A 24,697-nucleotide genomic window follows, 5' to 3' on the forward strand; every position below is an offset into this window, starting at 1 on the left:
GTCGTGATGGAACAGAATACTGCTACTCCAAAATTTATTGATATTCCCAAATACCGTGTCCGTGGTTTTGACATCTGGGGTTTTCGTGACATGACTCAGGCACTGGATCATCTGCTGAGTAGTGGCCCGGTAAAGACGGGGACGTTAGTGGCGATGAATGCCGAGAAATTGCTGAAAGCCGAAGACGATGCTGCACTGCGTGAGCTGATCGGTGAGGCGGAATATCTGTATGCCGATGGTATCAGCATGGTACGCGCCATTCGCCGTAAATACCCGCAGGCGAAGCTGTCAAGGGTTGCGGGTGCTGACTTATGGGAAGCTCTGATGCAGCGCGCGGGCCAGCAAGGGACGCCAGTATTTTTGGTCGGTGGCAAACCTGACGTTTTGGCCGAAACTGAAGCCAAGTTGCGCGCGCAATGGAATGTGAATCTGGTGGGGAGCCAAGACGGTTATTTCACGCCAGAACAACGAGAAGCTCTGTTTGCACGGATTGCTGCCAGCGGTGCGGCCATCGTCACAGTAGCCATGGGGTCACCTAAACAAGAAATGTTTATGCGAGACTGCCGTAAAATATACCCGAACGCCCTGTATATGGGGGTTGGCGGCACTTACGACGTCTTTACTGGGCATGTAAAACGCGCGCCCAAGATATGGCAGAACTTGGGGCTGGAGTGGCTTTATCGCCTGCTGGCGCAACCAAGCCGTATTCGTCGCCAATTCAAGCTGCTTAAGTTTGTCGGCTATTATTACAGCGGCCGCTTGTAATCACCATTATAGCATCAGGGTTTTACTGGCCCTGATGCTATAAAACCTTCTCCACTCATTCCACAGATTAATACCATCCCGCCTTAATTCAATTATGGAATCAATTTTATAATTTTTATTCCATAAAGTTTTAGTTTCTTGTTTGCTTATCTGGCCCAGATACGGAACGATACCGGCCGGTTACGGTTTTGTGGTTATCAGCGCGGTTTTTGGTCGTGACGCAAACTTAGTGTTGGTGTACTCTTTACCCTTTGGATGATTGATGGCAAAGATTGATGTGGTTTGTCCTCGCTGTTCTGAAACTCATGGGGTTATCCGAAACGGCCACTCCGGCTCAGGGGCGCAGCTCTATCGCTGTAACCAATGCCTGAAGACCTTCCAGCTCAGCTATCGCTACAACGGAGCTAAACCCGAAACCCATCAGGCCATCGTTGATATGGCGATGAACGGCTCCGGATGCCGCGATACAGCACGGGTTCTACGGATAAGCCTCAATACCGTTCTGCGTCATCTAAAAAACTTACGCCGCACCAGGTAGCGCAAAACGTAGAGCCTAGCGCAGAGGTGGTTATCTGCTGTGAAGCCGATGAGCAGTGGTCATATGTCCGCTGTAAAGGCAATCAACGCTGGCTGTTTTATGCCTATGACCGCATCCGAAAGCGCGTTATCGCCCATGTATTTGGCCCGCGAAATGCTTTGACATTAAAGCGTCTTCTGGTTTTGCTGAGCCAGTTTAGCATTGCCTTCTACATGACCGATGCCTGGCCGGTATACCGCACTTTATTGTCCTCAACCAGTCATGTTATCAGCAAGAAATACACCCAGAGGATAGAGCGACATAATCTGAACTTGCGAACCCATCTCAAACGGTTAGCCCGCAAGACTATCTGCTTCTCAAAATCAGAAGAAATGCACGATAAGATCATCGGATGGTATCTGACAATTAACCATTACCACTAAATCTGCGGCACGACCCGGTTTTTTATGGGCGTTTTTCTATTCTTTAATCCGTATTAATTATTAGGCTAAATATTATTATTTGGTCGTTAATTTTATTTTTAAAACAACAACAACCGGGAAATCCGGAGCAGACACAGCATTTGGCTTAAGAGGATATATGGCAGATAACGAAGGGAAAAAAGGGTTGCATCGTGGGCTGGAAGCCCGGCATATCGAACTGATAGCATTGGGTGGAACTATTGGTGTCGGGTTGTTTATGGGCTCGGCCAGTACATTGAAGTGGGCGGGGCCGTCAGTCTTACTGGCTTATATTATTGCCGGTTTGTTTGTGTTCTTCATTATGCGCTCAATGGGGGAAATGCTGTATCTGGAGCCAGTTGCCGGCTCTTTTGCCGTGTATGCGCATAAATATCTCAGCCCCTATTTTGGCTATCTGACCGCATGGGGCTATTGGTTCATGTGGATTGCGGTGGGGATATCTGAGATTACCGCGATTGGTGTCTATGTTCAGTTTTGGTTCCCGGAAATTCCGCAATGGTTGCCCGCCATTGCTGGGGTGGCGATAGTGGCACTGGCTAACCTGGCAGCGGTCAGGTTATATGGCGAACTGGAGTTCTGGTTTGCAATGATCAAAGTAACCACCATCATTGTGATGATTTTGGTGGGCCTGGGTGTCATTTTCTTCGGCTTTGGTAATCATGGTCAACCCATCGGTTTTGATAACCTGACGGCCCATGGCGGCTTCTTTGCTGGGGGTTGGAAAGGTTTTATGTTTGCGCTGTGTATTGTGGTGGCGTCCTATCAGGGGGTTGAGTTGGTGGGAATTACTGCCGGCGAAGCCAGAAACCCGAAAGTCACATTAAAGCGTGCCATCAATAATATCCTCTGGCGCATTCTGATTTTCTATGTCGGGGCGATTTTCGTGATTGTGACTATCTTCCCGTGGGATGGTATTGGCACCGGCGGCAGCCCGTTTGTATTGACCTTTGCCAAGATAGGGATAGTTTCAGCCGCGGGAATTATCAACTTTGTGGTGCTCACCGCCGCGCTATCGGGCTGCAATAGCGGCATGTACAGTGGCGGGCGCATGTTGTATGCCTTGGCGAAGAATCGCCAGTTACCCGCGTGTTTGACCAAGTTGTCCTCCAGCGGTGTTCCGGTCTATTGTATTGCCGTCACGATTTTATGTCTGATGGTCGGCTCTAGCCTCAATTACATTATTCCGAATCCACAGCAGGTGTTTGTGTATGTTTACAGCGCCAGTGTGTTGCCGGGGATGGTGCCCTGGTTCGTGGTCTTAGTCAGCCAATTGCGTTTCCGCCAGGCCCATGTTGAGGCATTGAAGCAGCATCCGTTCAAATCTATTATGTTCCCCTATGTAAACTACCTGACCATTGCTTTCCTGATTTGTGTGTTAGTGGGGATGGGGATCAACCCGGATACCCGTTTATCTTTATTGGTCGGGGTGATTTTCTTGGGGTTGGTGACGGCATGCTATTTTGGTTTGGGAATGCATAAAAAAGTGCCAGCTGAAGCATCACCAGTGGTTGCAAGCCCAGAGGGACTAAAACGGCCATAAAACCAGCGAATAAGGCGGAGTGGGGGCTATCAAGAGCTGACTTTTGTGGCAGAGTGAGCAAAGCGTAAGCAAACGCATCATTTCTTCTAAAAAAGCACTAGACAGCCAAGCATTAAAACCGTAGTATCCCCACCCGCAACGGCGCTAAGCGCCCGTAGCTCAGCTGGATAGAGCGCTGCCCTCCGGAGGCAGAGGTCTCAGGTTCGAATCCTGTCGGGCGCACCATTAATTTTGTGTGCAAGAGCTGCGGTGGTAAGATTGCCGCGTAGGACGAAGTAAGCTGTATGAAGTGATGGTGGCTATAGCTCAGTTGGTAGAGCCCTGGATTGTGATTCCAGTTGTCGTGGGTTCGAGTCCCATTAGCCACCCCAAATTTTTGTGGAACATGCGATGGTGGCGGAATTGGTAGACGCGCTAGCTTCAGGTGTTAGTGTCCTTACGGACGTGAGGGTTCAAGTCCCTCCCTTCGCACCACACAAAACATGTAAATTTTATTAATATTTACATGGACATAGGTCGAAAGACCATGTAGAGTACGCAGTAAGAAATCGGCGAGTAGCGCAGCTTGGTAGCGCAACTGGTTTGGGACCAGTGGGTCGGAGGTTCGAATCCTCTCTCGCCGACCAATTTCAGAAGAAACCCCGCAATGCGGGGTTTTTTTTCGTCGGTATTTTGTCTCCGTCATCGTGATTTACGCGCCATCCCCTCTGCTTGTTAACGGCTTTCGCACTCTCTGGCTAGCTCCTGCTACTCGAACGCGATATTGGCCTCCTTTGATCAAATTGGCCTGATGACATCAATAACTCTGCGGTTTATTGGGCTAAAACGTGGGTGTTAGCTTTTTGCGACAACAGACCAATACTTTGTCTCTAATAAGAGACATTTAACACATTGATAAATATCAATAAAATTATTGGTCAGTGATAGCGTCGTTTTGTAGCGACAGATCACTTCAGATATCGACATATTCGTGCCACAGGAGAGATGCATCAGGTGGTGGGGAAAGTTAAAAATAAAATGATTATTTATCAAATAATTAAAAAAATATTGATGTTTGGCGGAATAAAATCACGGCTAAAAGTGTGATTTGGCACGCTAAGTGCAATATCTATGACGTAGATGCTCATCCCACTTATTATGACAGCTTGGTTTTGATAACCAATTATGCTTCATAAACCCAGGGATGATGCAGAGCCGATTTTAGGGTGCCTATTGTCCATGTAAACGATGTTGAATTTCTTCATCACATACCGGGCATAACGTTGAGTGAGGCATCGACATTGTTGTCTGTAGACCTGAAAATTTTAGACGCTTGCCCTTGTCGGCAAGCGTTTTTTTTGGCAAAAAATAAATAATATAAAGGCCCCCGAAGGAGCCTATAGATTGCAGTTTAAGTTGCACCAAGGGGAAACGTGCCGTAGGGGTCGAGAGCGGCCTAAGCCGCCGGAGTGCCCCTAGGTGCTCAGCGCAGGTTAGCCATCAAAGTGACTCGCCATTTTGCTTCAGTGTCAGCAGTAACCCTTCACGGCGGGCCTGTGCCGCATCCTCTGGGCGGTGTAGTTTATCCAGAGCATCAGCCAGCCAAGCATAATCATATCCATCAGGGCGCTGCTCAAGTGCGGCTTTAAAAGCCTCACTGGCTTTCTCCCATTCGCCATGTTTCAACATCAACTGGCCCAAAGTGCTATTAAGCAGCGGTGTGGCACCATGCTGTTTGATGTGCTGGCGTAATGATTTCTCCAATGGCTCCGGATTGCCGGACTTCAGGCGCGGTATCAGTAGCACCAACCGCTCATCATACTGGCGTTTCAGGCCATCCAGAATGATTTGCTGGGCCACATCACTATCATTACATTCAATCAGATGTTCCGCCAAGGCCACTTGCAGCGGGATTTCATTGCGCACTTTACGGCTTTGATCCTTCCACCAGCGTTTGAGGCCATCACTTCCCTCTTCTGCCATACACTGATTCATCATGCCAATATAGGCTTGCTGCTCCAGCGCGGCTATCTCGTCAGCCGTGTGTACCTGGACTTTGCTCATTGCGGGTAAAATCTCCAGTAATGAGCTGTAAGCGCCGGAGCGCAGATAAGCTTGTTCTGCTAAACGCAGGACTTCCGGATGGCGTGGTGCTTGGTCTAACAGCCGATCAACACCATGACGTGCGGCATGAACATGCCCCTGCGCCAACTGAATGCGTACCCGCGTGATATCAACCGGCAATTGGTCAGTATCAGCCACTTCGGCCGCCCGCTCCAGGTACTGATTAGTGCGGAATTCATCACCGCGTTGCTGAGCGGCTTCAGCGGCCAGTAGGTAGTTCACCATCGGCTGCTCCGCGTGATCGGCATTGCGGGTCAGTAACTTCTCAACTTGCTTGAAATCACCTTCAGCTAACTTTATCAGCGCTGCTTTGGTCTGCTTGCGGGCACGGGTGCGTTTACGGCCCAGGAACCAGCCACGGGTACGCGCGCCGGTGCGGAAGATACGGCGCAATATCCATTCCACAATCAGGAATGCCACCAGCAGCAAGACCAACATAATGACCAAACCGGTCACACTGGTTTCGACGTTATAGTTGTCGGTCTGGATCAAGACATAACCTTGATGACCGGCCAGCATGGGGCCAAGGACAATACCGGCGGTCAGGATGAGGAATAACAGTAATACTCGCAGCATACTTATTCCCCCTGAGCGGTGACTGGCGCTTGTGCCAGTAAGTTACGAACCCGGGTTTGCATCAATTTTTCTAGCATCGGCTGGCTCTTCAATTGATCAGGTACGTCCATTGAAATTGACTGCTGACTTAGGCTCTCGAGTTCATCGAGGAAAGCTTTGGTATTGGGGTCGTTAACATCAAAATAAGCACGAACCCAAGTGGATATGGTCTCTAGCGACTGTTTATACACCTCTTCCTGATGGCGAGGCACCGCCTGAGCCGCCACCAGCAGGCGAGAGCGGATATTTTCCCGTAAATAAATATCCTGATTCGGTGCTAACAGCGGCTCAGCGCTACTATCACGGCGGCGGATAGTAATAAAGTCAGACATAAAGCTGTGCCAGCTTTTGGTCAGATTTTGCCGCCACTCGGCTAACGAGCTAGACAGCTCATCGCTGTTGGCATCCATGGGGGAATCATCGATATTGTTATCCGCCAGCCGCAGGTTATCGACTTGATTTGACAGTTGATTCAGTTTGAGAATAATGCCGTCGAAGTCGACCTGAGTGACCGCAGAAAGGGCGCTGATATCTTCGGTTAATGCCCGGCGCACATCAATAAGGCTCGGGTCATTCATATCTGCCAAGCTGGCATCGGCACTTTTCAGTAATGTGGCTGCCGTGGTGACATCTTGATCACTCCACAGTTTACGGCCGGCCATTTTCACCAGAAAGTCAGCTTGGGCCAGTAACCAGGTTTTGGCGTCACTTCCTGAAATGGTGGCGACTTTCTCTTGTAACTCGTTAAGTTGGCGCGTCAGGGATGTTTGCTGGCGATCAGCGGCTTCCAGCGCTTTGCCCTGTTGTTGTAATAGTGACTCAAGTTGCTGTTTTTCCTGCAACTGACTCTGTTTTAATGCTGCTAACTGTTCTTGCAGCGCAATATTCGCCGCATCTTGTAACTGAGCCTGTTGGTGTCCGTGATAATAAAGCCCGGCACCCAGCGCGATGGCCAGTGCAATAGCAATGGCTCCCAGAATCGGGCCGGTTTTTTTCTCCCGGCGGATTTCTGGGTTTGGCTGTTGGTGCCTCTCAGCCGCGGTGGTTGTCTCTTCCACTGGTGCGGATGGGGTATTTTGTTCCGTCATATTGGGCATCCCATAGTCAGGTTTCAGGTTTATTGAAAATCTTGTAGTGCGCGGATCAGCGCGTCATTATCAGCATTCTCCGCGACCCGGATGTGGCTCCAGCCCATTTGGGCCGCCACAGTTGCCAAGCGCTCACTCACGACCACTAAGCGGCAGCGAAGCAACCAGGAAGAACGATAATAATCAGGAACTAAAGTATAGGTCTGTTGTAACATTTCGCCGCTGGTAATGACCAGAATATCGACTCCGGAACGTTGCCAATGCGCACTTTGTTCACTGCCATCATAAAAGATGGGGCTGCGTTGATAACATTCGCAAAAAGTCACTGTGGCTCCGCGCTCAGTCAGGCTTTCACCGAGCAGTTCTCGTCCGCCATTACCGCGCAATAACAGTGCCTTCTTACCCGCCAGCTTTTGTAGGTCAGGCAATAATAGCAGCATCTCGCTGGTCTCTCCCGTTGGGGGGTAAGTGACGTGCAAGCGGCTGGCGGTATGCAATGCTAAAGCAGTGTTACGACCAATAGCATAATAAGATAACTGTGCCGGCCATGACAGGTTATTTCTTTTTAACAGCGGGTTAGCGTAGCGAATCGCGTTCTGCGACAAAGCAAAAACCAAGTCGCCTGCTTGCATGTTTTGCAGCAATGCGGGCAATTTTGGCAGGTCATCGCCGGGTGAGAAATCAATCAATGGGGCATGATAGGCAACCCGGCCCAGCGCACGCAGGCGGCTGACTAACTGCTCCCCAGCAGGGGACGGACGGGTCACCAGAATCGTCATGATGGCAGATTATCCTGATAAACCTCAGCCAGAATTTCGCGCGCTCCCCGTGATAGCAGTTCATCGGCCAGCTCAATGCCCATTTGCTCTGCATTTTCAGCAGGGCCGCGGCGCTCACCCCGAATAATTTCACTGCCATCGGGGGCACCGACCAATGCGCGAAGCCACAATGTAGCGCCGTCCAATTCGGCATAGCTGCCAATCGGCACCTGACAGCCCCCTTCAAGGCGAGTATTCATGGCGCGTTCCGCACATACCCGTAATTCAGTCTCGCGATGATTCAGTGGGGCCAGCAGTTGACGGGTAAAATCATCCTCCAGGCGACATTCAATGCCAACCGCCCCTTGACCGACAGCGGGCAATGACTCTTCTGCGGGCATGGCATAGCGAATTCGGCTTTCGAGCCCAAGGCGCTTGAGACCCGCCACTGCCAGAATAATCGCGTGGTAATCACCGTTATCGAGCTTGGCCAGGCGCGTGCCGACATTACCGCGCAGATCCCGAATAATCAGGTCAGGGCGGCGTTCGCGCAACTGACATTGGCGGCGCAAGCTTGAAGTCCCCACAATGCTACCGGCTGGCAAATCATCCAGATGTGCATAATTTATTGATACGAAAGCATCGCGCGGGTCATCACGCTCACAAATTGAGACCAGACCCAGCCCGTCAGGAAAAGCGATCGGGACATCTTTCATCGAATGAACGGCAATATCTGCCCGCCCTTCCAACAGCGCCAACTCTAATTCTTTGACGAACAAACCTTTACCGCCGACTTTGGCCAGTGGTGTATCCAGAATGATGTCCCCGCGGGTCACCATGGGAACCAACTCGACCTGCAGACCAGGATGATTGGTTTGCAGTAAATGTTGAACATAATGTGCTTGCCATAAGGCGAGCGGGCTTTGTCGCGTGGCAATTCGAATAATTTTGTCTAACATTGCTTGTTACCGTTTTTATATTTTACGGCCCATCCTACCATTGACCGGAGAAGACTGTCAGTGTGGTAGCCATATCAACAGGGCGGATAATAGTATAAGAAAGCAACTATTCTAACAAATGCCTGTCTGGATCAGGGGTTTATCCCCCAGACTGACAATAGCCTGCGTTGTGGGTTGATTGGCGCGATACCGGCTGCTGCACCCATGATTTTGGCTCGAAATAGGCGTTATAATGGTGGGGATAGCTTTACTTTCTTTACGGTCAATCGGCAAGGTGTTAGATTGATCACGTTTCCAGCAATAATTCGTTAAATATTCTTCAAACAAAATGTTTTTTGGTCAGTTCAACAAAAAGTACATTTTGCGATGAAGTTAGAAAACAATAGACGAATCTGGGACACGGGTTTCTTTCTAAGCACCGGAAAACAATCAGGCGAGACGTCTTGTACCTCTACATCGAGACACTGAAACAGCGACTGGATGCGATCAACCAATTACGAGTCGATCGCGCCTTGGCGGCCATGGGGCCAGCCTTCCAAAGGGTCTACAGTCTGCTACCGACCCTATTACATTGTCATCACCCACTGATGCCGGGTTATCTTGATGGTAACGTTCCCCATGGCATCTGCCTTTTCACGCCCAATGAAACGCAACAAGATTATTTGTCTGAGGTTGAAGCCAAATGGGGCCAGCCTTTGCAACAGAGTGTGGGCGGGGAGCTGCCAATTACTGGTGTCTACTCAATGGGTAGCACTTCATCTATTGGTCAGTGTCATACATCTGATCTGGATATTTGGGTCTGTCACCAAGCCTGGCTTGATGCTGAAGAACGCAGCCGTTTACAAAAAAAATGTAGTCTGCTGGAAAAATGGGCTGCATCAATGGGTGTTGAAGTTAACTTCTTCCTTATTGATGAAAACCGCTTCCGCCATAACGCTAGTGGCAGTTTGAGTGGTGAGGATTGCGGCTCAACTCAACATATTTTATTGCTGGATGAATTTTACCGCAGTGCGGTTCGTCTGGCCGGGAAACGTATTCTGTGGAATATGGTTCCGGTCGAAGAAGAAAATAATTACGATGATTACGTGCTGTCGCTCTACGCGCAGGGCGTATTAACGCCGAATGAATGGCTGGATCTGGGTGGCTTGAGCACCCTGTCAGCGGAAGAGTATTTCGGCGCTAGCTTGTGGCAATTGTACAAAAGTATCGATTCGCCTTATAAGGCGGTACTGAAAACCGTCTTGCTCGAAGCTTATTCTTGGGAATACCCCAATTCTCAGCTGTTGGCGATGGAAATCAAACAGCGCCTGCATGCCGGCGAAATCGTGGCGTTTGGCCTTGATGCTTACTGCATGATGCTCGACCGCGTCACTCGCTATCTTACTCAAATCAATGACACCACTCGGCTGAATCTGGTGCGCCGCTGTTTCTATCTTAAAGTGTGTGAAAAGTTATCTCGTACCCCTGCGAGTGTCGGCTGGCGGCGTGAAATTCTCAGCCAACTGGTTAGTGAATGGGGCTGGAGTGACGAGAGTCTGGCGGTGCTGGATAATCGCGCCAACTGGAAGATTGAACGGGTACGCGAAGCACATAACGAGCTGCTGGATGCCATGATGCAAAGCTATCGTAACTTGATTCGCTTTGCGCGGCGCAACAACTTGAGTGTCAGTGCCAGCCCGCAGGATATCGGGGTTCTGACCCGTAAACTGTATGCGGCATTTGAAGCTTTACCGGGTAAAGTGACTCTGGTTAACCCGCAAATTTCCCCGGATCTTTCTGAAGAGCATTTGACTTTTATTCATGTCCCGGCGGGCCGAGCCAATCGCCCCGGCTGGTATCTGTATAATCAAGCGCCGTCGATGGATGCCATCGTCAGCCATCAGCCGCTGGAATATAACCGCTATCTGAATAAATTGGTGTCGTGGGCTTATTTCAACGGCCTGTTGACCAGCAAAACTCGCTTGCATATTAAAAGTGCCAATCTGTGCGATACCGTGAAACTGCAAGAACTGGTGACTGATATTTCTCATCACTTCCCGCTACGCCTACCAGCACCCACACCTAAAGCGCTGTATAGCCCGTGCGAGATTCGCCATTTGGCGATTATCGTCAATCTGGAGCATGACCCCACGGCGGCTTTCCGCAATCAAGTGGTGCATTTTGATTTCCGTAAACTGGATGTTTTCAGCTTTGGCGAGCAGCAGCAGTGCCTGGTTGGCAGTATCGATTTGTTGTACCGCAACTCATGGAATGAAGTGCGAACCTTGCATTTCAGTGGTGAGCAGGCGGTATTAGAAGCACTGAAAACCATTTTAGGCAAAATGCATCAGGATGCAGCTCCGCCTGAATCAGTGGATGTATTCTGCTATAGCCAACATTTGCGTGGCTTGATTCGCACCCGTATTCAACAATTGGTTTCTGAATGTATTGAACTGCGCTTGTCCAGTACCCGTCAGGAACCGGGCCGTTTTAAAGCGGTGCGGGTGTCCGGCCAGACTTGGGGGTTGTTCTTTGAGCGCCTGAGCGTCTCGGTGCAGAAACTGGAAAATGCCGTCGAATTCTATGGTGCAATTTCCAATAATAAATTGCATGGGTTATCGATTCAGGTCGAAACTGATCAAATTCATCTGCCGCCGGTGGTTGACGGCTTTGCCAGCGAAGGGATTATTCAGTTCTTCTTCGAGGGTACTGCAGATGAAAAAGGCTTTAATATTTACATTCTGGATGAGACAAACCGGGTTGAGGTTTATCACCATTGTGAGGGCAGTAAAGAGGAGTTAGTGCGGGATGTTAGCCGTTTCTATTCATCTTCTCACGATCGTTTTACCTACGGCTCCAGCTTTATCAACTTCAATTTGCCACAATTCTATCAAATTGTGCAGTTAGATGGCCGGACTCAGGTAATTCCGTTTCGCAGTAACACCTTATCTCATCTGCATATTGCAGAGAAAGAAGCCAACCCGCCAGCGCAGCAGTTTCAGCTACATTAATTTCCCCTGCGTCTTTGACGCCGCAGGGGAGTTAGCGGCGTGTTTTTGCCCGAATCATTGACTAGATAAAGCTAACATCTTCACCCGCTTGGGCGGTGGCTGCTTCGGATAGTTTGGTCAAGAATTCTTCGCCGCTGCGCGAGCAATACCAGTGCCCTGCGCGGTAATCAAAATGGTATCCGCCCGCTTTGGTTGCCAGCCATACCTGATGTAATGGCTCTTGACGGTTGATAACAATCTTGCTGCCATTGTCGAAAGTCAGGGTCATCACCCCGCCATTGGTTTCATAATCGATATCGCTATCGCCGCTAAAACCATCCAGTGTCTCTTCAATGTAAAGCATCAATTGATCGGCTAACTGATGAAACTCGCTGTCGTTCATATTCAATTCCTATTGCTTTTCATGATCCACCTGCGATTATAGATACCTTGGACGCGTGAATCACAGGCATTAATACATTTACCGGCGTCAAAACAATTTACAGGCGTTAAAAAATGAAAAAAAAATTACATTGGCCACTGACGGCGATAATGGTGTTGGCACTGGCCGGGTGTGGCCTGAAAGGCCCGTTATATTTTCCTCCGTCAGATAAACCAACCGTCGAAACGACAAAACAAGACAGCGGTCAGGTCAATAAGAATCAGCAGGGTGTACCGGGTGAGAGCAAACCGACCCAAACTATCGCTGGGCCACAATAATTATCTTTATCGCAGCCAGATTGAGTCAGTACCGAACATTTAGCCGGTAAATAAAAGTCAGCGGAGTATGAAATGCAGTTCTCCAAAATGCACGGTCTTGGCAACGACTTTATGGTTGTCGATGCGGTCACCCAAAATGTTTATTTTTCGCCGGAGTTAATCCGTCGATTAGCAGACCGGCACACGGGCGTGGGCTTTGATCAGATGTTGGTGGTAGAGCCGCCTTATGATCCTGAACTGGATTTCCATTATCGTATTTTTAATGCTGATGGCAGTGAAGTTTCTCAGTGTGGTAATGGTGCTCGCTGTTTTGCCCGTTTTGTCCGCCTGAAGGGGCTGACCAATAAGCGTGATATTAGTGTGAGTACCCAAACCGGCCGCATGATCCTGAGTGTCACTGAAGACGAGCTAGTTTGTGTCAATATGGGGGAGCCTGATTTTGAGCCGCAAAATGTCCCTTTCCGTGCCGCCAAAGCAGAGAAAACCTATATTTTACGCGCCGCAGAGCACACCGTACTCTGTGGTGTCGTTTCAATGGGAAATCCTCACTGTGTGATGCAGGTTGATGATGTTTCGGTTGCCAACGTTGCATTGCTGGGCCCAGAATTAGAAAACCATGAGCGCTTTCCTGAACGGGCGAATATCGGCTTTATGCAGGTTGTGAGCCGCGAACATATCCGTTTGCGGGTGTATGAGCGCGGAGCCGGTGAAACTCAGGCCTGTGGTAGTGGGGCTTGTGCCGCAGTAGCGATTGGCATCCAGCAAGAGTTGCTCGGCGAAGAGGTGCATGTTGAATTGCCGGGGGGCAGCTTGCATATTAGTTGGCAAGGGCCGGGTCACCCACTGTATATGACCGGGCCTGCGACCCATGTTTACGACGGATTTATCCATTTATAATATCCTTCGTACTTGAAATTGCAGGGTTATTAGCTGCGCGCACTCACCCGAATCACTGACTTAAGTAATTCGGGATTCGTTTGTTGGCTGCCTACCTACCTGCAATTCCAATTACTTTGGCTATAGGAACGGGTGTTACATGAAAAGTTATGAGGAGCAGGCGCTAGCGGCTATCGAATTAGACGACGACGCCGTGATGCAGTATTTATTGCAAAATCCCGACTTCTTTATCCGCAATGCTCGTTTGGTTGAACAGATGCATATTCCCCATCCGGTAAGGGGCACCGTCTCGCTGGTGGAATGGCAACTAGGCCGCCAGCGTAACCAGATAGGTCAGTTGGAAGAAGAAATTACCTTGCTGATGGAGCAGGCGGGCCTGAATGAAGTGCTGTTCAGCCGCTTACTGCAACTGCAAAGCAATCTTGCCGCCGCCAGTAGCTTGCAAGACATGCTCAACCGTTTACAGCGCTGGGCCAGAGATTTCGGCCTGGCCGGGGCCAATATCCGGCTGTTCACCGATCGCTGGCAAATAGGCGCGCCGTCTGACTTCACCCACTTGGGCCTGTCTCGCCATGCTTTTGAACCCATGCGCATCCAGCGGTTGGGTAATGAGCGCCATTATCTTGGCAGTTTAAATGGCCCGGAATTGTTGCTGTTATTGCCCCAAGCTAAGCAAGTGGGCTCGGCTGCACTGTCATTGATGGGCAAAAACGGCGATCTGGGCGTGATTATTTTCAGCAGCCGCGATACACAGCATTATCAGCAGGGCATGGGCACCGTGATGCTTAATCAGCTATCTATGTTGTTGCCAAGCCTGCTGGAGCGCTGGATAGCGCCGGTATGACCGAATTCAGTGCCTCACTTGCCCCGCAGGTAGAGGCTTTCCTGCGTTATCTCAAAGTTGAGCGTCAGCTCAGCCCATTGACCATCACCAGCTATCGGCGTCAGCTACAGGCGCTGATAGAGATAGGCGAGCAAATGGGCCTTGCGCACTGGCAAACGCTGGATGCCGCCCAGGTTCGCTCTTTCGTTTCCCGCAGTAAGCGCGCCGGTTTACACTCATCAAGCTTGGCTTTGCGGCTCTCGGCGTTGCGCAGTTTCCTTGACTGGTTGGTCAGTCAGGGCGTACTGCCAGCCAACCCCGCCAAGGGCGTCGCTACCCCGCGCTCTGGCCGCCATTTACCGAAAAATATTGATGTTGATGAAGTCGATAAACTGCTGGATATCGACTTGAATGACCCGCTAGCTGTGCGCGACCGGGCGATGCTGGAAGTGATGTATGGCGCGGGTTTGCGTTTATCTGAACTGGTGGGCATGAACTGCAAACATGTCGATTTAGCCAGCGGCGAAGTCTGGGTGATGGGTAAGGGCAGTAAAGAGCGCAAAGTGCCCATCGGCAAGACGGCGGTGACATGGCTGGAACATTGGCTGGAACTGCGCGAATTGTTTGAGCCGCAGGATGACGCCATCTTCTTAGCCAACACCGGTAAGCGAATTTCCGCGCGAAATGTACAGAAGCGCTTTGCTGAGTGGGGGATAAAACAAGGGGTTAGTAGCCATATTCACCCCCATAAATTGCGCCACTCTTTTGCTACCCACATGCTGGAATCCAGTGGGGATTTGCGCGCGGTGCAGGAGTTATTGGGCCACGCCAATCTGACCACCACACAAATTTATACTCATCTAGACTTTCAACATCTGGCAACCGTGTATGATGCTGCTCATCCACGGGCCAAACGAGGCAAATCCTGATGCATTTTTATCGTCCACTTGAGCGTATTTCCGCTATTACCTTCGATTTGGATGACACCCTGTATGACAATCGGCCGGTAATCTCCCGAACAGAACAGGAATCTGTGGCATTTTTACAGCAGTACCACCCCAATTTGGCACAGTTACAAGCCGCTGATTTACATGGTTTTCGCCGTGAATTACTGGCGCAAGATCCTGATATTTATCACGACGTCACTCAGTGGCGCTGGCAGGCAATCGAGCTGGGCCTGATGCGCCATGGCCTGAGTAAGTCAGAAGCGCAATGTGGCGCCAATGCAGCCATGGAAAATTTTGCCCTATGGCGCAGCCGTATTTATGTGCCGCCGGCCACCCATGACACGCTGAGCGCATTAGCCGAACATTATCCATTGGTGGCTATCACTAATGGCAATGCTGACCCCAAAGCCTGTGGTTTGGACAGTTACTTCCAGTTTGTGTTGCGCTCTGGCCCCCATGGCCGCGCCAAACCTTTCCGTGATATGTACCATAAGGCGGCCAATCACCTGGATATACCGCTGAAACATATTTTGCATGTCGGTGATGATTTAACCACTGATGTCGCCGGTTCGTTACGTTGCGGCATGCAAGCATGCTGGATTAACGACCGGCAACAAAACCTGATGACCGCCCGTGATAGCCGGTTATTGCCACATATTGAGATTGCGCAGTTGGCTTCCCTGACAGCATTGCTATAATCCTTCACAATAACTCTGTATAAATTCACAGTGGAATGGTGGTAAAATAGTCGGATAACCGGCGATTAAGCTATTTTCCCTTACCCGATAAACGGTGCCTATGGACGTCTCTGACCTGCTCGACAGCCTGAATGAAAAACAACGCGAAGCCGTGGCCGCACCACGTTGCAACCTGTTGGTACTGGCCGGTGCGGGCAGTGGTAAAACTCGGGTGCTGGTGCACCGTATTGCTTGGCTGTTATCGGTAGAAAATGCCTCGCCGTACTCCATTATCGCCGTCACCTTTACCAATAAAGCGGCGGCTGAAATGCGCCACCGCATTGAGCATTTGATTGGCACCAGCCAGGGCGGGATGTGGATTGGCACTTTCCACGGTCTGGCGCATCGGTTGCTGCGCGCTCATCACATGGACGCCAATCTGCCACAGGATTTCCAAATCCTTGACAGCGACGACCAACTGCGTTTATTGAAGCGGCTGGTTAAGGCATTGAATTTAGACGAGAAACAATGGCCGCCGCGTCAAGCAATGTGGTATATCAACGGCAAAAAAGATGAAGGGCTCCGCCCACAGCATATTGAGAGCTACGGCAACCCGGTCGAAGCCACGTGGCTGCGTATCTACCAAGCCTATCAGGAGGCTTGTGACCGCGCGGGTTTAGTGGATTTTGCCGAGCTATTATTGCGCGCGCATGAGTTGTGGCTGAATAAGCCGCACATTCTGAATCATTATCGCGAGCGCTTTACCAACATTCTGGTGGATGAGTTCCAGGATACCAATAACATCCAATACGCCTGGATTCGCCTGCTGGCAGGGGATCGCTCCAATGTGATGATTGTCGGCGACGATGACCAGTCAATCTATGGTTGGCGCGGGGCGCAGGTGGAAAATATCCAGCGTTTCCTGAAAGATTTCCCCGGTGCTGAAACCATCCGGTTGGAACAAAATTACCGCTCGACCAGCAACATCCTGACCGCGGCGAATACTTTGATTGCCAATAATGATGGCCGCATGGGGAAAAACCTGTGGACTGATGGCGCTGAGGGTGAACCCATCTCACTCTATTGCGCCTTTAATGAATTGGATGAAGCTCGTTTTGTCGTGAACCGCATTAAAGCTTGGCAGGATAGCGGTGGCGCGCTGAATGATTGCGCCATTTTGTATCGCAGTAATGCCCAATCGCGCGTGCTGGAAGAGGCCTTATTACAGACCGCGATGCCATACCGCATATATGGTGGTCAGCGCTTCTTCGAACGCCAGGAAATTAAAGATGCATTGGCTTATTTGCGCTTAATTTCCAATCGCAATGATGATGCGGCTTTTGAGCGGGTGGTTAATACGCCAACGCGTGGTATTGGCGATCGCACTTTAGATGTTATTCGCCACACGGCCCGTGATCGCCAATTAACCTTGTGGCAGTCAACTCGCGCTATGTTGCAGGAGCAGGTGCTGGCGGGCCGTGCGGCTTCGGCGCTGCAACGTTTTGTCGAGCTGGTGGATTCACTGGCACATGAAACCGCTGATATGCCGCTGCATGTGCAAACTGACCGAGTGATTCGTGACTCCGGTTTATGGGCGATGTATGAGCAGGAGAAAGGCGAAAAAGGTCAGGCACGGATTGAGAACCTTGAAGAACTGGTGAATGCGACTCGCCAATATAGCTATCAGGACGAAGATCAGGATCTGATGCCATTACAGGCATTTCTCTCTCATGCGGCACTGGAGGCCGGAGAGGGGCAGGCCGATGCCTATCAGGATGCGGTGCAGCTGATGACGCTCCATTCAGCAAAAGGGTTGGAGTTCCCACAGGTATTCATAGTGGGTATGGAAGAGGGCATGTTCCCCAGCCAGATGTCACTGGATGAGGGCGGGCGTTTGGAGGAAGAGCGCCGGTTGGCCTATGTGGGGCTGACCCGTGCTATGCAGAAACTCACTCTTTGCTATGCGGAGAGCCGTCGTCTGTATGGCAAAGAAGTGAATCATCGGCCATCACGTTTTATCGGCGAATTGCCGCAGGAGTGTGTCGAAGAAGTGCGGTTACGTGCGACGGTCTCTCGTCCAGTAAACCACCGCAGCATGGGCACGCCGATGAATGAAAATGACAGTGGCTTCTCACTGGGTCAACGAGTCCGTCACCCTAAGTTTGGCGAGGGCACTATCGTTAATCTAGAGGGCAGTGGTGAACACAGCCGGTTACAGGTGGCTTTCCCCGGCGAGGGGATTAAGTGGCTGGTGGCTGCTTATGCCAGGTTAGAGGCGGTCTAAATTTACCCTGCGGCCCTGCGCCGCAGCGAGATTAGCGGCTTTCACTTTCATCTTGGGCGGCTTGGCGCACGTCGGCCTCCGCCTGCAATAAAATGGCCTTACCCATCCACTGAGTGACATCCTGAATACCAGCCTCATCCAAATGCCAAATATCTTTTAGCACCATAAAAACTTCTGACCCATAAATTAATGAAAAGGCATGGATCACTCTTTGCAGTGCTTCCGGCTCCAGCTTCCCTTCCAATGGCTCAACCGCCAATTTTAACAGCCGCTTACGGTTGCCACGGACTAACTTTTCATCATTATTGGGATGACTACGGTTGTTGGCCCATTGTTCTAAGGATAAATGCAGCGCGGCTCGTAGCACTCCTTCGTGTTGCAACATCCGCGGATAAGCAAAAGACAGTAATTCAGCAATGCGTTGGCGTGCATCGGGCTGAGTCGGCTGCCATTCCAGTATTGGCCCAAGGCTTTCATCGACCATGGCAGAGACCAGCGCACTTTGCGTCGGAAAATAACGGTAAGCTGTAGCACGGGAAAGTTGAGCCGCATTTGCCACTTCGGTGATTGATGGAAACGCCCCTTGCTCATACATCGACATCGCGGTGTCGATAAGTAACCGCCGGGTTCTGGCCCTAATGGTGGTCAACGATGGAGAGGCGCTTTCCTGTTTATCCTGATTATTCACGGTCACTCCAGGGCTGCAGATTGTATTTGTGCCCACTATAACAAACCGCCTGCACAAATCGCCATGAAAGCACGCGGTATCCCAACTAATTTTGAGACTACAGTCTCATATTTAAACTGTGCTCTTTGCGTAAATGATACGGCAGTCTCAATATGATCCCATCTTAACCAACTTGCTTCATTATTGGGCAGTAAGCCAAAAATCAATTCCCAACAAAATGCAGTGAGCGGCTTAATTTTTTGTGACATTCCGCATTCATAGAAGGATGTTCAGATGCCTCGTCATATTTATATTGCTACCACGACAGATACCAAAGGCGCAGAACTGGCTTATGTCAGTGACTTGATTAAAGCAACCGGGCTAACGACGGTCACAGTTGATTTATCGACGAAAGAGGGTAAACACGCCAGCGGCACAGATATCACGGCAGAAATGGTGGCAAGCCATCATCCGGATGGGCATCAGGCAGTTTTCTGTGGTGACCGGGGCCGGGCGATAAGTGCGATGGCGCTGGCTTTTGAACATTTTATTGCTAGCCGTGATGATGTCGCTGCCCTGCTAGGGCTCGGCGGATCTGGCGGTACGGCACTGATTACGCCCGCGATGCAAAGTTTGCCCATCGGTATTCCTAAACTGATGGTGTCAACTATGGCTTCCGGTGATGTTTCCGGTTACATCGGCGCGAGTGATATCGCCATGATGTATTCAGTCACTGATATTGCTGGCCTAAACCGCATTTCCCGCCGCGTATTGAGTAATGCAGCCCATCAAATTGCCGGTGCGGTTTATTTTGCCAAAGAAGAGCTAGCCGCTGATGACAAACCCGCGCTGGGTTTGACGATGTTTGGGGTCACCACCCCCTGTATTCAGGCGGTTAGCGCTGCGCTATCGGCAGAATATGATTGTCTGGTGTTCCACGCCACCGGCAGTGGCGGCAAAGCCATGGAGAAATTGGCCGAAAGCGGTTTGCTGGCCGGAGCGCTGGATCTGACCACTACTGAAGTCTGCGACTGGTTATTTGATGGTGTATTGGCCTGCGGGCCAGAAAGATTTGATGCTATTGCTCACACCAATATTCCTTATGTCGGTTCCTGTGGCGCATTAGATATGGTCAATTTTGGTAGCCCGGCGACTATTCCGGCGAAATATGCAGATCGCTTATTTTATAAGCACAATGCGCAAGTCACACTGATGCGCACCACTGAACAAGAGAATATCCAAATGGCGCGCTGGATTGGCGAGAAATTAAATCGTTGCCAGGGAGAAGTGCGTTTCTTAATTCCAACGGGTGGGTTCTCGGCATTAGATGCGCCAGGCCAACCTTTCTGGGATGAAAAAGCACTCAGCGCCTTTATCCGTACGCTGGAAGACACCGTGATTCAAACTGAAAAACGCCGCTTGGTGCACTATCCATTCAATATTAATGACCCGCAGTTTGCCCAAGCAGCAGTAGAAAACTTTAAAGAAATAGCAAAGAGCCCATCCCATTAGGGCCATTTTATTCGTGGAGAAGCAGATGCCAAAATTTCAACGCCAGGCCATATTGGCCAAATTCCGGGAAATGATTGCCCGCCGTGAGCCGATTATCGGCGGTGGTGCGGGGACGGGGCTGTCGGCTAAATGTGAAGAAGCTGGCGGTATTGATTTAATCGTTATCTATAACTCCGGCCGCTATCGTATGGCGGGGCGGGGGTCGCTGGCGGGTTTGCTGGCATATGGCAATGCGAATGAAATTGTAGTCGATATGGCCAAAGAAGTGCTGCCCGTCGTCAAAAAAACGCCGGTATTGGCCGGGGTTAACGGCACTGACCCTTTCTGCCAGTTTGACCACTTTTTGGATCAATTGAAGGACTTGGGCTTTTCGGGGGTACAGAATTTCCCAACCGTCGGCTTAATCGACGGTAATTTCCGCGCCAATCTGGAAGAAACCGGCATGGGCTATGGTTTGGAAGTGGATATGATTCGTCTTGCCCACGAAAAAGACCTGCTGACGACGCCGTATGTTTTCAGTGCTGCAGATGCTGTCGCGATGACGCAAGCGGGGGCCGATATCATTGTTCCTCACATGGGGTTGACCACCGGCGGCAATATTGGCGCTGATACCGCCCTGAAGCTGGCGGATTGTGTTCCTCTGATTAATGCGTGGGCCGCAGCGGCAAAAACAGTGCGCGAAGATATTATTGTGCTGTGCCACGGCGGGCCGATTTCGACCCCAGCAGATGCTCAATACATCATGGATAATTGTCCGCAATGTGATGGTTTCTATGGGGCCAGCTCAATGGAGCGGTTACCGACAGAAATCGCACTGACGGACACCACTAAGCAGTTTAAAAATATAAAACGTTGATTATTTTGCCAATACCTAGGGAAAGCCTGTTTGTGCATTTTGCTAAGTCATCGGCGAAATAAAGATGCAGGATACACAAAACCGAAGCCGAAGTTGGCTTCGGTTTTTTATGACATTATTGGTGATAATGTTGCCCCAATATCGGCCACGGCATACCATGCCATCATTTGATTGACTTCAGGTTCGCCCTCCGCCGGTGACCAATGGGCCAAATCTTCACGAGCCACTGGCTGATAAGGGCCGTGTTTCACTTCAAAAATAACCGCCCCTTTTTCCAGTGACAGCACGGCGTGCCATACATTGGCGGGGATTTCCAGAATAGCGGTGTCTTGGCCCAACATTGCCCGCTGTGTCACTTTGCCGCCCTCATCAAATAACAGCACGATAAAGTTGCCTTGTAATGCAGTCAGTAATTCCCATGTATGGGGGTGACGATGAGGGCGGACATAGGTCTGTGGCTCCATCGCGATAGCCAGGCGTTGTATGGCATCATCGAGTTGCGGATGGAAGTTGAGATTGGCCCGTTGACGCGGTGATTGTTGGGCTTGCTGGCTCAGTTGCATCAGCGATTGCTGGGTAATTTGCTTCATTGTGGCTAAATATCCTTAAGAGTGGCTAAGGCTAATCTAGCGTAAACAGGGTGATGTTGGGGAGGAATTTACCGACTTTATTATCGCGTGCTGCCAGATAAAAAATCTTGCCGCTCAGCACGAAAAATTGTCCTCACGAATTAACATCTTTTAACCGGTTGACAGCCTTTTTCTTCTCGGCGTAACATGCGCGCACTATTCTTGATGAGGACATTCGCCTTGGACACACCCAGTAGATACTGGCTCAATAACCTGTTCATATGGTGCAACTTCTAAGGCTATCCTCTTATTCGCTGATAGCCTTCGTGGTTGTCAGCGACCTCGTTAAACCGTCGCTGTGAGTCAGATCTCCTTATGGTCTGAAACAAACGGTATTTCAATACTCACCTGTTTCTGTGCTTCAATGCGTTTCCCCTATCCATCACCGCAAGGGAGTTTTGGCACATGCTGAGCGCATTTAAATTAAGTAACAATCGCTTATCCCGTTTGGAGCTGGATGAATCAGATGACCTGACTACCTCACTTTGGGTCGATTTAGTCGAGCCAGAAGAGGGTGAGCGGGAGCGCGTCCAGAATGAACTCGGGCAAAGTCTGGCGACCCGGCCAGAGTTGGACGATATCGAAGCTTCGGCGCGATTTTTTGAAGACGAGGATGGCCTGCATATCCACTCCTTCTTCTATTACGAAGATGCTGAAGATCATGCTGGTAACTCGACCGTGGCATTTACCATCCGCGATGGCCGCCTTTATACCCTGCGCGAACGCGAATTACCGGCCTTCCGTTTGTATCGGATGCGCGCGCGCAACCAGACACTGGTTGATGGCAATGCTTATGAATTGCTGCTGGACTTGTTTGAAACCAAAATTGAACAGTTGGCGGACGAAATCGAGAACATTTACAGTGACCTGGAAGCCTTGAGCCGCGTTATCATGGAAGGCCAGCAGGGTGATGAATATGATGCGGCCCTCTCGACGTTGGCAGAACAGGAAGATATTGGCTGGAAAGTGCGGCTGTGTTTGATGGATACCCAGCGGGCGCTGAATTTCTTAGTACGCAAGGCCCGCTTGCCAAGTGGCCAGCTGGAGCAGGCTCGTGAGGTACTGCGGGATATCGAGTCCCTGTTGCCGCATAATGAATCTCTATTCCAGAAAGTTAACTTCCTGATGCAAGCGGCGATGGGTTTTATCAATATTGAACAGAACCGTATCATCAAGATTTTCTCGGTCGTGTCGGTGGTCTTTCTGCCGCCAACATTGGTGGCATCCAGTTACGGGATGAACTTTGAGTTTATGCCGGAGCTGACTTGGTCATTTGGCTATCCGGCGGCGATAAGTTTGATGATTGTTGCCGGTTTGGCTCCGTATCTCTATTTCAAACGCAAAAATTGGCTCTAGTCTTGGGGCTTGGAGTTGCAGGGGTGAGCTGCAACTCCAGTGCTTGGGTGACAATAATGGCTAAGTGCGCAACTTGCGCTGGGTATAGAGCGCATCCAAGGTGAACAGCAACAGCGCCGCCCAGATAAAGGCGAAAGTCACCATTTTATCGTTGCCGATAGTTTCACCATAGAAAGTGACCGCCAGAATAAACATCAATGTCGGCCCCAAATACTGGAAGAAGCCCAAGGTCGATAGCCGTAAACGGGTGGCGGCGGCAGTGAAGAACAGCAGCGGAATCGTGGTAATCACCCCCGCTGCAGCTAATAGAAGATTCAATGACCAGGCATTTGCCCCCATGTGGCTAGTTGGGCTGTCGGCAATAAAGAACAGATAGACTGCCGCGATGGGCAGCAACCACATGGTTTCCACCAACATCCCTGTTTGGGCATCAATCCCCAGTTTTTTGCGTATCAAGCCATATAGTGCAAAGGTAATCGCCAGACCCAGACCAATCACTGGCAGTGAACCAAATTGCCACAGCTGAATTAACACCCCGCCGAATGCCAGTGCCACCGCGACCCATTGCATGCGGCGAAAACGTTCGCCAAGAAATAGCATACCAAATAACACATTGACCAATGGGTTGATAAAGTAACCCAGACTGGCCTCCAACATATGGTTGTGGTTGACCGCCCAAATGAACAATAACCAGTTACTGGCAATTAATACGGCGGTGACAGCCAGCAAAAGTAGGCGTTTACGATGTCTACAGGCACTGCGAACCTGCGGCCAATTACGGCTGACAGTCAGCAGAATCAGCATAAAGAAAAATGACCAGATAATCCGATGAGTCAAAATTTCATCAGCCGGCACCTGTTGGATGAGTTTGAAGTAAGCGGGGGCGATACCCCAAATAAAATAGGCGGCCAGAGCAAAGAAAATGCCCTGACGGGTTCGTTGTTTATCCATGGTGTGGCTCAGAACAAGAAAGGAGATGCGGTGAGTGTACTTAACTTCGAGCGACTAATCATCACCGCTGTCAATCACATCAGCCAACCAGATAGGTCGCGGTTGCGCTGGCGATATGCATTTGGCTCTCATTATGCAGCTCAACTCTGGCAACTGAGACCTTATTACCACTACGTAAAATACGGCTGCTGGCAATAAAGTGCTCCCCCCTGCCAGGGCGTAAATAGTCGACTCGCAGGTCAATTGTCCCCATTTTTGCCAGCTTCATTTGCAGTTGTTCTTGGATTAACGGCTCATGGCGCACTAAGCTGTTCCCGACACACACTAAACCCGCCGCAACATCCAGTACCGCGGCAATAACACCACCGTGTAAAATGCGTTGCGCGATATTGCCAACCAGTTTGTCACTATTATCAAAAGTAATTTCAGCATAATCTTGCTCGAAACGAGTTAATTTTAATCCTAATTCACGATTAAATGGCATGTGATAAACGAAAATTTCACCGATGAGGTTGCGAGCGCTCTCCAGAGTTAACGGGGTAACAGGCATTTTTTGTCTCTTAAAAGATAATTTCTCATGTT

Annotated in this window: 24 protein-coding genes and 4 tRNA genes; 17 read left to right on the forward strand and 11 right to left on the reverse strand. The window is 50.2% G+C overall.

The genetic code is table 11. From position 1 onward, the window contains the following. Positions 1 to 6 precede the first annotated feature (6 nt). The 7 genes from wecG (at position 7) to D5F51_RS00985 (ending at position 3,930) form a co-directional block, all read left to right on the forward strand. The gene (gene wecG, locus D5F51_RS00955) at positions 7 to 765 is read left to right on the forward strand and encodes a lipopolysaccharide N-acetylmannosaminouronosyltransferase (protein WP_025379921.1); all 759 of its coding nucleotides are present in this window, start codon (positions 7 to 9) and stop codon (positions 763 to 765) included. A gap of 262 nt (positions 766 to 1,027) precedes the next feature. After that, positions 1,028 to 1,725, forward strand: a protein-coding gene (locus D5F51_RS00960) for an IS1 family transposase (RefSeq protein ID WP_100273935.1) whose coding sequence is annotated in 2 segments (ribosomal slippage) — positions 1,028 to 1,286 and positions 1,286 to 1,725 — 699 coding nt in all. Because the reading frame shifts where the segments join, the coding sequence is not laid out codon by codon here. 157 nt (positions 1,726 to 1,882) lie between these two features. Further along, positions 1,883 to 3,304, forward strand: a complete 1,422-nt coding sequence (gene thrP, locus D5F51_RS00965) for a bifunctional threonine/serine APC transporter ThrP (RefSeq protein WP_129195360.1) — start codon at positions 1,883 to 1,885, stop codon at positions 3,302 to 3,304. A gap of 148 nt (positions 3,305 to 3,452) precedes the next feature. Continuing rightward, positions 3,453 to 3,529, forward strand: a tRNA-Arg gene (locus D5F51_RS00970). 70 nt (positions 3,530 to 3,599) lie between these two features. Further along, positions 3,600 to 3,675, forward strand: a tRNA-His gene (locus D5F51_RS00975). Between the two features lie 16 nt (positions 3,676 to 3,691). Further along, a tRNA-Leu gene (locus D5F51_RS00980) sits at positions 3,692 to 3,778 on the forward strand. Between the two features lie 75 nt (positions 3,779 to 3,853). Further along, a tRNA-Pro gene (locus D5F51_RS00985) sits at positions 3,854 to 3,930 on the forward strand. 853 nt (positions 3,931 to 4,783) lie between these two features. On the opposite strand, the gene hemY is transcribed toward D5F51_RS00985, so the two are convergent. From hemY to D5F51_RS22940, 5 genes are all read right to left on the reverse strand, one after another. Beyond that, positions 4,784 to 5,983 (reverse strand): protoheme IX biogenesis protein HemY, encoded by a 1,200-nt coding sequence (gene hemY, locus D5F51_RS00990; protein ID WP_129195361.1) that lies wholly within the window; start codon positions 5,981 to 5,983, stop codon positions 4,784 to 4,786. A 2-nt stretch (positions 5,984 to 5,985) separates the two neighbouring features. Continuing rightward, on the reverse strand, positions 5,986 to 7,110 hold the full coding sequence (hemX, locus tag D5F51_RS00995; RefSeq protein WP_129195362.1) for a uroporphyrinogen-III C-methyltransferase: 1,125 nt from the start codon (positions 7,108 to 7,110) through the stop codon (positions 5,986 to 5,988). A gap of 29 nt (positions 7,111 to 7,139) precedes the next feature. Next, positions 7,140 to 7,889, reverse strand: a complete 750-nt coding sequence (gene hemD / locus D5F51_RS01000; protein ID WP_129195363.1) for a uroporphyrinogen-III synthase — start codon at positions 7,887 to 7,889, stop codon at positions 7,140 to 7,142. Then, on the reverse strand, positions 7,886 to 8,827 hold the full coding sequence (gene hemC, locus D5F51_RS01005; RefSeq protein WP_129195364.1) for a hydroxymethylbilane synthase: 942 nt from the start codon (positions 8,825 to 8,827) through the stop codon (positions 7,886 to 7,888). Before hemC ends, hemD begins: the two co-directional genes overlap by 4 nt. Positions 8,828 to 8,938: 111 nt before the next feature. Further along, positions 8,939 to 9,154, reverse strand: coding sequence for a hypothetical protein (locus tag D5F51_RS22940; RefSeq protein WP_087768272.1), 216 nt, complete (start codon positions 9,152 to 9,154; stop codon positions 8,939 to 8,941). 116 nt (positions 9,155 to 9,270) lie between these two features. Here D5F51_RS22940 and D5F51_RS01015 point away from each other — a divergent pair, with 116 nt between their 5' ends. Then, entirely contained in the window at positions 9,271 to 11,817 is a 2,547-nt protein-coding gene (locus D5F51_RS01015; RefSeq protein WP_025379915.1) for a class I adenylate cyclase, read from the forward strand. A gap of 61 nt (positions 11,818 to 11,878) precedes the next feature. On the opposite strand, the gene cyaY is transcribed toward D5F51_RS01015, so the two are convergent. Further along, on the reverse strand, positions 11,879 to 12,199 hold the full coding sequence (cyaY, locus tag D5F51_RS01020; RefSeq protein WP_129195365.1) for an iron donor protein CyaY: 321 nt from the start codon (positions 12,197 to 12,199) through the stop codon (positions 11,879 to 11,881). Positions 12,200 to 12,312: 113 nt separating this feature from the next. Between cyaY and lptM the strand changes: the two genes are divergently transcribed. The 6 genes from lptM (at position 12,313) to uvrD (ending at position 18,144) form a co-directional block, all read left to right on the forward strand. Beyond that, positions 12,313 to 12,516: an LPS translocon maturation chaperone LptM gene (lptM, locus tag D5F51_RS01025; protein WP_129195366.1), complete on the forward strand. Its 204-nt coding sequence runs from the start codon at positions 12,313 to 12,315 to the stop codon at positions 12,514 to 12,516. A gap of 72 nt (positions 12,517 to 12,588) precedes the next feature. Further along, positions 12,589 to 13,413 (forward strand): diaminopimelate epimerase, encoded by an 825-nt coding sequence (gene dapF / locus D5F51_RS01030; RefSeq protein WP_025379912.1) that lies wholly within the window; start codon positions 12,589 to 12,591, stop codon positions 13,411 to 13,413. A 139-nt stretch (positions 13,414 to 13,552) separates the two neighbouring features. Beyond that, on the forward strand, positions 13,553 to 14,257 hold the full coding sequence (locus D5F51_RS01035) for a DUF484 domain-containing protein (RefSeq protein WP_025379911.1): 705 nt from the start codon (positions 13,553 to 13,555) through the stop codon (positions 14,255 to 14,257). Next, positions 14,254 to 15,165 carry a tyrosine recombinase XerC gene (gene xerC / locus D5F51_RS01040; RefSeq protein ID WP_129195367.1) on the forward strand — a complete coding sequence of 304 codons (912 nt, stop codon included), beginning with the start codon at positions 14,254 to 14,256 and terminating at the stop codon, positions 15,163 to 15,165. Before D5F51_RS01035 ends, xerC begins: the two co-directional genes overlap by 4 nt. After that, entirely contained in the window at positions 15,165 to 15,881 is a 717-nt protein-coding gene (gene yigB / locus D5F51_RS01045; RefSeq protein ID WP_129195368.1) for a 5-amino-6-(5-phospho-D-ribitylamino)uracil phosphatase YigB, read from the forward strand. The genes xerC and yigB overlap by 1 nt, the downstream gene beginning before the upstream one ends. 100 nt (positions 15,882 to 15,981) lie before the next feature. Then, complete coding sequence (gene uvrD, locus D5F51_RS01050) at positions 15,982 to 18,144, forward strand: DNA helicase II (RefSeq protein ID WP_025379908.1); 2,163 nt, start codon at positions 15,982 to 15,984, stop codon at positions 18,142 to 18,144. Positions 18,145 to 18,175: 31 nt separating this feature from the next. On the opposite strand, the gene D5F51_RS01055 is transcribed toward uvrD, so the two are convergent. Then, positions 18,176 to 18,832 carry a TetR/AcrR family transcriptional regulator gene (locus tag D5F51_RS01055; RefSeq protein ID WP_025379907.1) on the reverse strand — a complete coding sequence of 219 codons (657 nt, stop codon included), beginning with the start codon at positions 18,830 to 18,832 and terminating at the stop codon, positions 18,176 to 18,178. Positions 18,833 to 18,867: 35 nt separating this feature from the next. Next, positions 18,868 to 19,080, reverse strand: a complete 213-nt coding sequence (locus tag D5F51_RS01060; RefSeq protein WP_129195369.1) for a hypothetical protein — start codon at positions 19,078 to 19,080, stop codon at positions 18,868 to 18,870. 25 nt (positions 19,081 to 19,105) lie between these two features. Between D5F51_RS01060 and D5F51_RS01065 the strand changes: the two genes are divergently transcribed. Both D5F51_RS01065 and D5F51_RS01070 read left to right on the forward strand, forming a co-directional pair. After that, positions 19,106 to 20,323: a Tm-1-like ATP-binding domain-containing protein gene (locus D5F51_RS01065; protein ID WP_129195370.1), complete on the forward strand. Its 1,218-nt coding sequence runs from the start codon at positions 19,106 to 19,108 to the stop codon at positions 20,321 to 20,323. 25 nt (positions 20,324 to 20,348) lie between these two features. Then, positions 20,349 to 21,179, forward strand: coding sequence for a phosphoenolpyruvate hydrolase family protein (locus tag D5F51_RS01070; RefSeq protein WP_087768275.1), 831 nt, complete (start codon positions 20,349 to 20,351; stop codon positions 21,177 to 21,179). 107 nt (positions 21,180 to 21,286) lie between these two features. Here D5F51_RS01070 and D5F51_RS01075 read toward each other — a convergent pair whose 3' ends face one another. After that, positions 21,287 to 21,769, reverse strand: a complete 483-nt coding sequence (locus tag D5F51_RS01075; protein WP_129195371.1) for a WbuC family cupin fold metalloprotein — start codon at positions 21,767 to 21,769, stop codon at positions 21,287 to 21,289. Positions 21,770 to 22,213: 444 nt separating this feature from the next. On the opposite strand from D5F51_RS01075, the gene corA reads away from it, so the two are divergent. After that, positions 22,214 to 23,164, forward strand: coding sequence for a magnesium/cobalt transporter CorA (gene corA / locus D5F51_RS01080; RefSeq protein WP_025379903.1), 951 nt, complete (start codon positions 22,214 to 22,216; stop codon positions 23,162 to 23,164). 60 nt (positions 23,165 to 23,224) lie between these two features. Here the strand turns inward: corA and rarD are convergent, their stop codons facing one another. Both rarD and D5F51_RS01090 read right to left on the reverse strand, forming a co-directional pair. Continuing rightward, positions 23,225 to 24,115 (reverse strand): EamA family transporter RarD, encoded by an 891-nt coding sequence (gene rarD, locus D5F51_RS01085; protein WP_025379902.1) that lies wholly within the window; start codon positions 24,113 to 24,115, stop codon positions 23,225 to 23,227. Positions 24,116 to 24,194: 79 nt separating this feature from the next. Continuing rightward, entirely contained in the window at positions 24,195 to 24,665 is a 471-nt protein-coding gene (locus D5F51_RS01090; RefSeq protein ID WP_025379901.1) for a thioesterase family protein, read from the reverse strand. Between the last annotated feature and the right edge of the window lie 32 nt (positions 24,666 to 24,697).

This window comes from Yersinia hibernica (assembly GCF_004124235.1).
GTDB lineage: Bacteria > Pseudomonadota > Gammaproteobacteria > Enterobacterales > Enterobacteriaceae > Yersinia > Yersinia hibernica.

Excerpts from the sequence above, each read along its gene's own strand:
- cyaY (WP_129195365.1), bottom strand. The coding sequence starts at position 12,199 with ATGAACGACAGCGAGTTTCATCAGTTAGCCGATCAATTGATGCTTTAC.
- D5F51_RS01090 (WP_025379901.1), bottom strand. The coding sequence starts at position 24,665 with ATGCCTGTTACCCCGTTAACTCTGGAGAGCGCTCGCAACCTCATCGGT.
- yigB (WP_129195368.1), top strand. The coding sequence starts at position 15,165 with ATGCATTTTTATCGTCCACTTGAGCGTATTTCCGCTATTACCTTCGAT.
- uvrD (WP_025379908.1), top strand. The coding sequence starts at position 15,982 with ATGGACGTCTCTGACCTGCTCGACAGCCTGAATGAAAAACAACGCGAA.
- thrP (WP_129195360.1), top strand. The coding sequence starts at position 1,883 with ATGGCAGATAACGAAGGGAAAAAAGGGTTGCATCGTGGGCTGGAAGCC.
- D5F51_RS01060 (WP_129195369.1), bottom strand. The coding sequence starts at position 19,080 with ATGTCACAAAAAATTAAGCCGCTCACTGCATTTTGTTGGGAATTGATT.
- hemX (WP_129195362.1), bottom strand. The coding sequence starts at position 7,110 with ATGACGGAACAAAATACCCCATCCGCACCAGTGGAAGAGACAACCACC.
- D5F51_RS01070 (WP_087768275.1), top strand. The coding sequence starts at position 20,349 with ATGCCAAAATTTCAACGCCAGGCCATATTGGCCAAATTCCGGGAAATG.
- D5F51_RS01065 (WP_129195370.1), top strand. The coding sequence starts at position 19,106 with ATGCCTCGTCATATTTATATTGCTACCACGACAGATACCAAAGGCGCA.
- hemD (WP_129195363.1), bottom strand. The coding sequence starts at position 7,889 with ATGACGATTCTGGTGACCCGTCCGTCCCCTGCTGGGGAGCAGTTAGTC.
- hemC (WP_129195364.1), bottom strand. The coding sequence starts at position 8,827 with ATGTTAGACAAAATTATTCGAATTGCCACGCGACAAAGCCCGCTCGCC.
- hemY (WP_129195361.1), bottom strand. The coding sequence starts at position 5,983 with ATGCTGCGAGTATTACTGTTATTCCTCATCCTGACCGCCGGTATTGTC.
- dapF (WP_025379912.1), top strand. The coding sequence starts at position 12,589 with ATGCAGTTCTCCAAAATGCACGGTCTTGGCAACGACTTTATGGTTGTC.
- wecG (WP_025379921.1), top strand. The coding sequence starts at position 7 with ATGGAACAGAATACTGCTACTCCAAAATTTATTGATATTCCCAAATAC.
- corA (WP_025379903.1), top strand. The coding sequence starts at position 22,214 with ATGCTGAGCGCATTTAAATTAAGTAACAATCGCTTATCCCGTTTGGAG.
- D5F51_RS01075 (WP_129195371.1), bottom strand. The coding sequence starts at position 21,769 with ATGAAGCAAATTACCCAGCAATCGCTGATGCAACTGAGCCAGCAAGCC.
- D5F51_RS01035 (WP_025379911.1), top strand. The coding sequence starts at position 13,553 with ATGAAAAGTTATGAGGAGCAGGCGCTAGCGGCTATCGAATTAGACGAC.
- lptM (WP_129195366.1), top strand. The coding sequence starts at position 12,313 with ATGAAAAAAAAATTACATTGGCCACTGACGGCGATAATGGTGTTGGCA.
- xerC (WP_129195367.1), top strand. The coding sequence starts at position 14,254 with ATGACCGAATTCAGTGCCTCACTTGCCCCGCAGGTAGAGGCTTTCCTG.
- rarD (WP_025379902.1), bottom strand. The coding sequence starts at position 24,115 with ATGGATAAACAACGAACCCGTCAGGGCATTTTCTTTGCTCTGGCCGCC.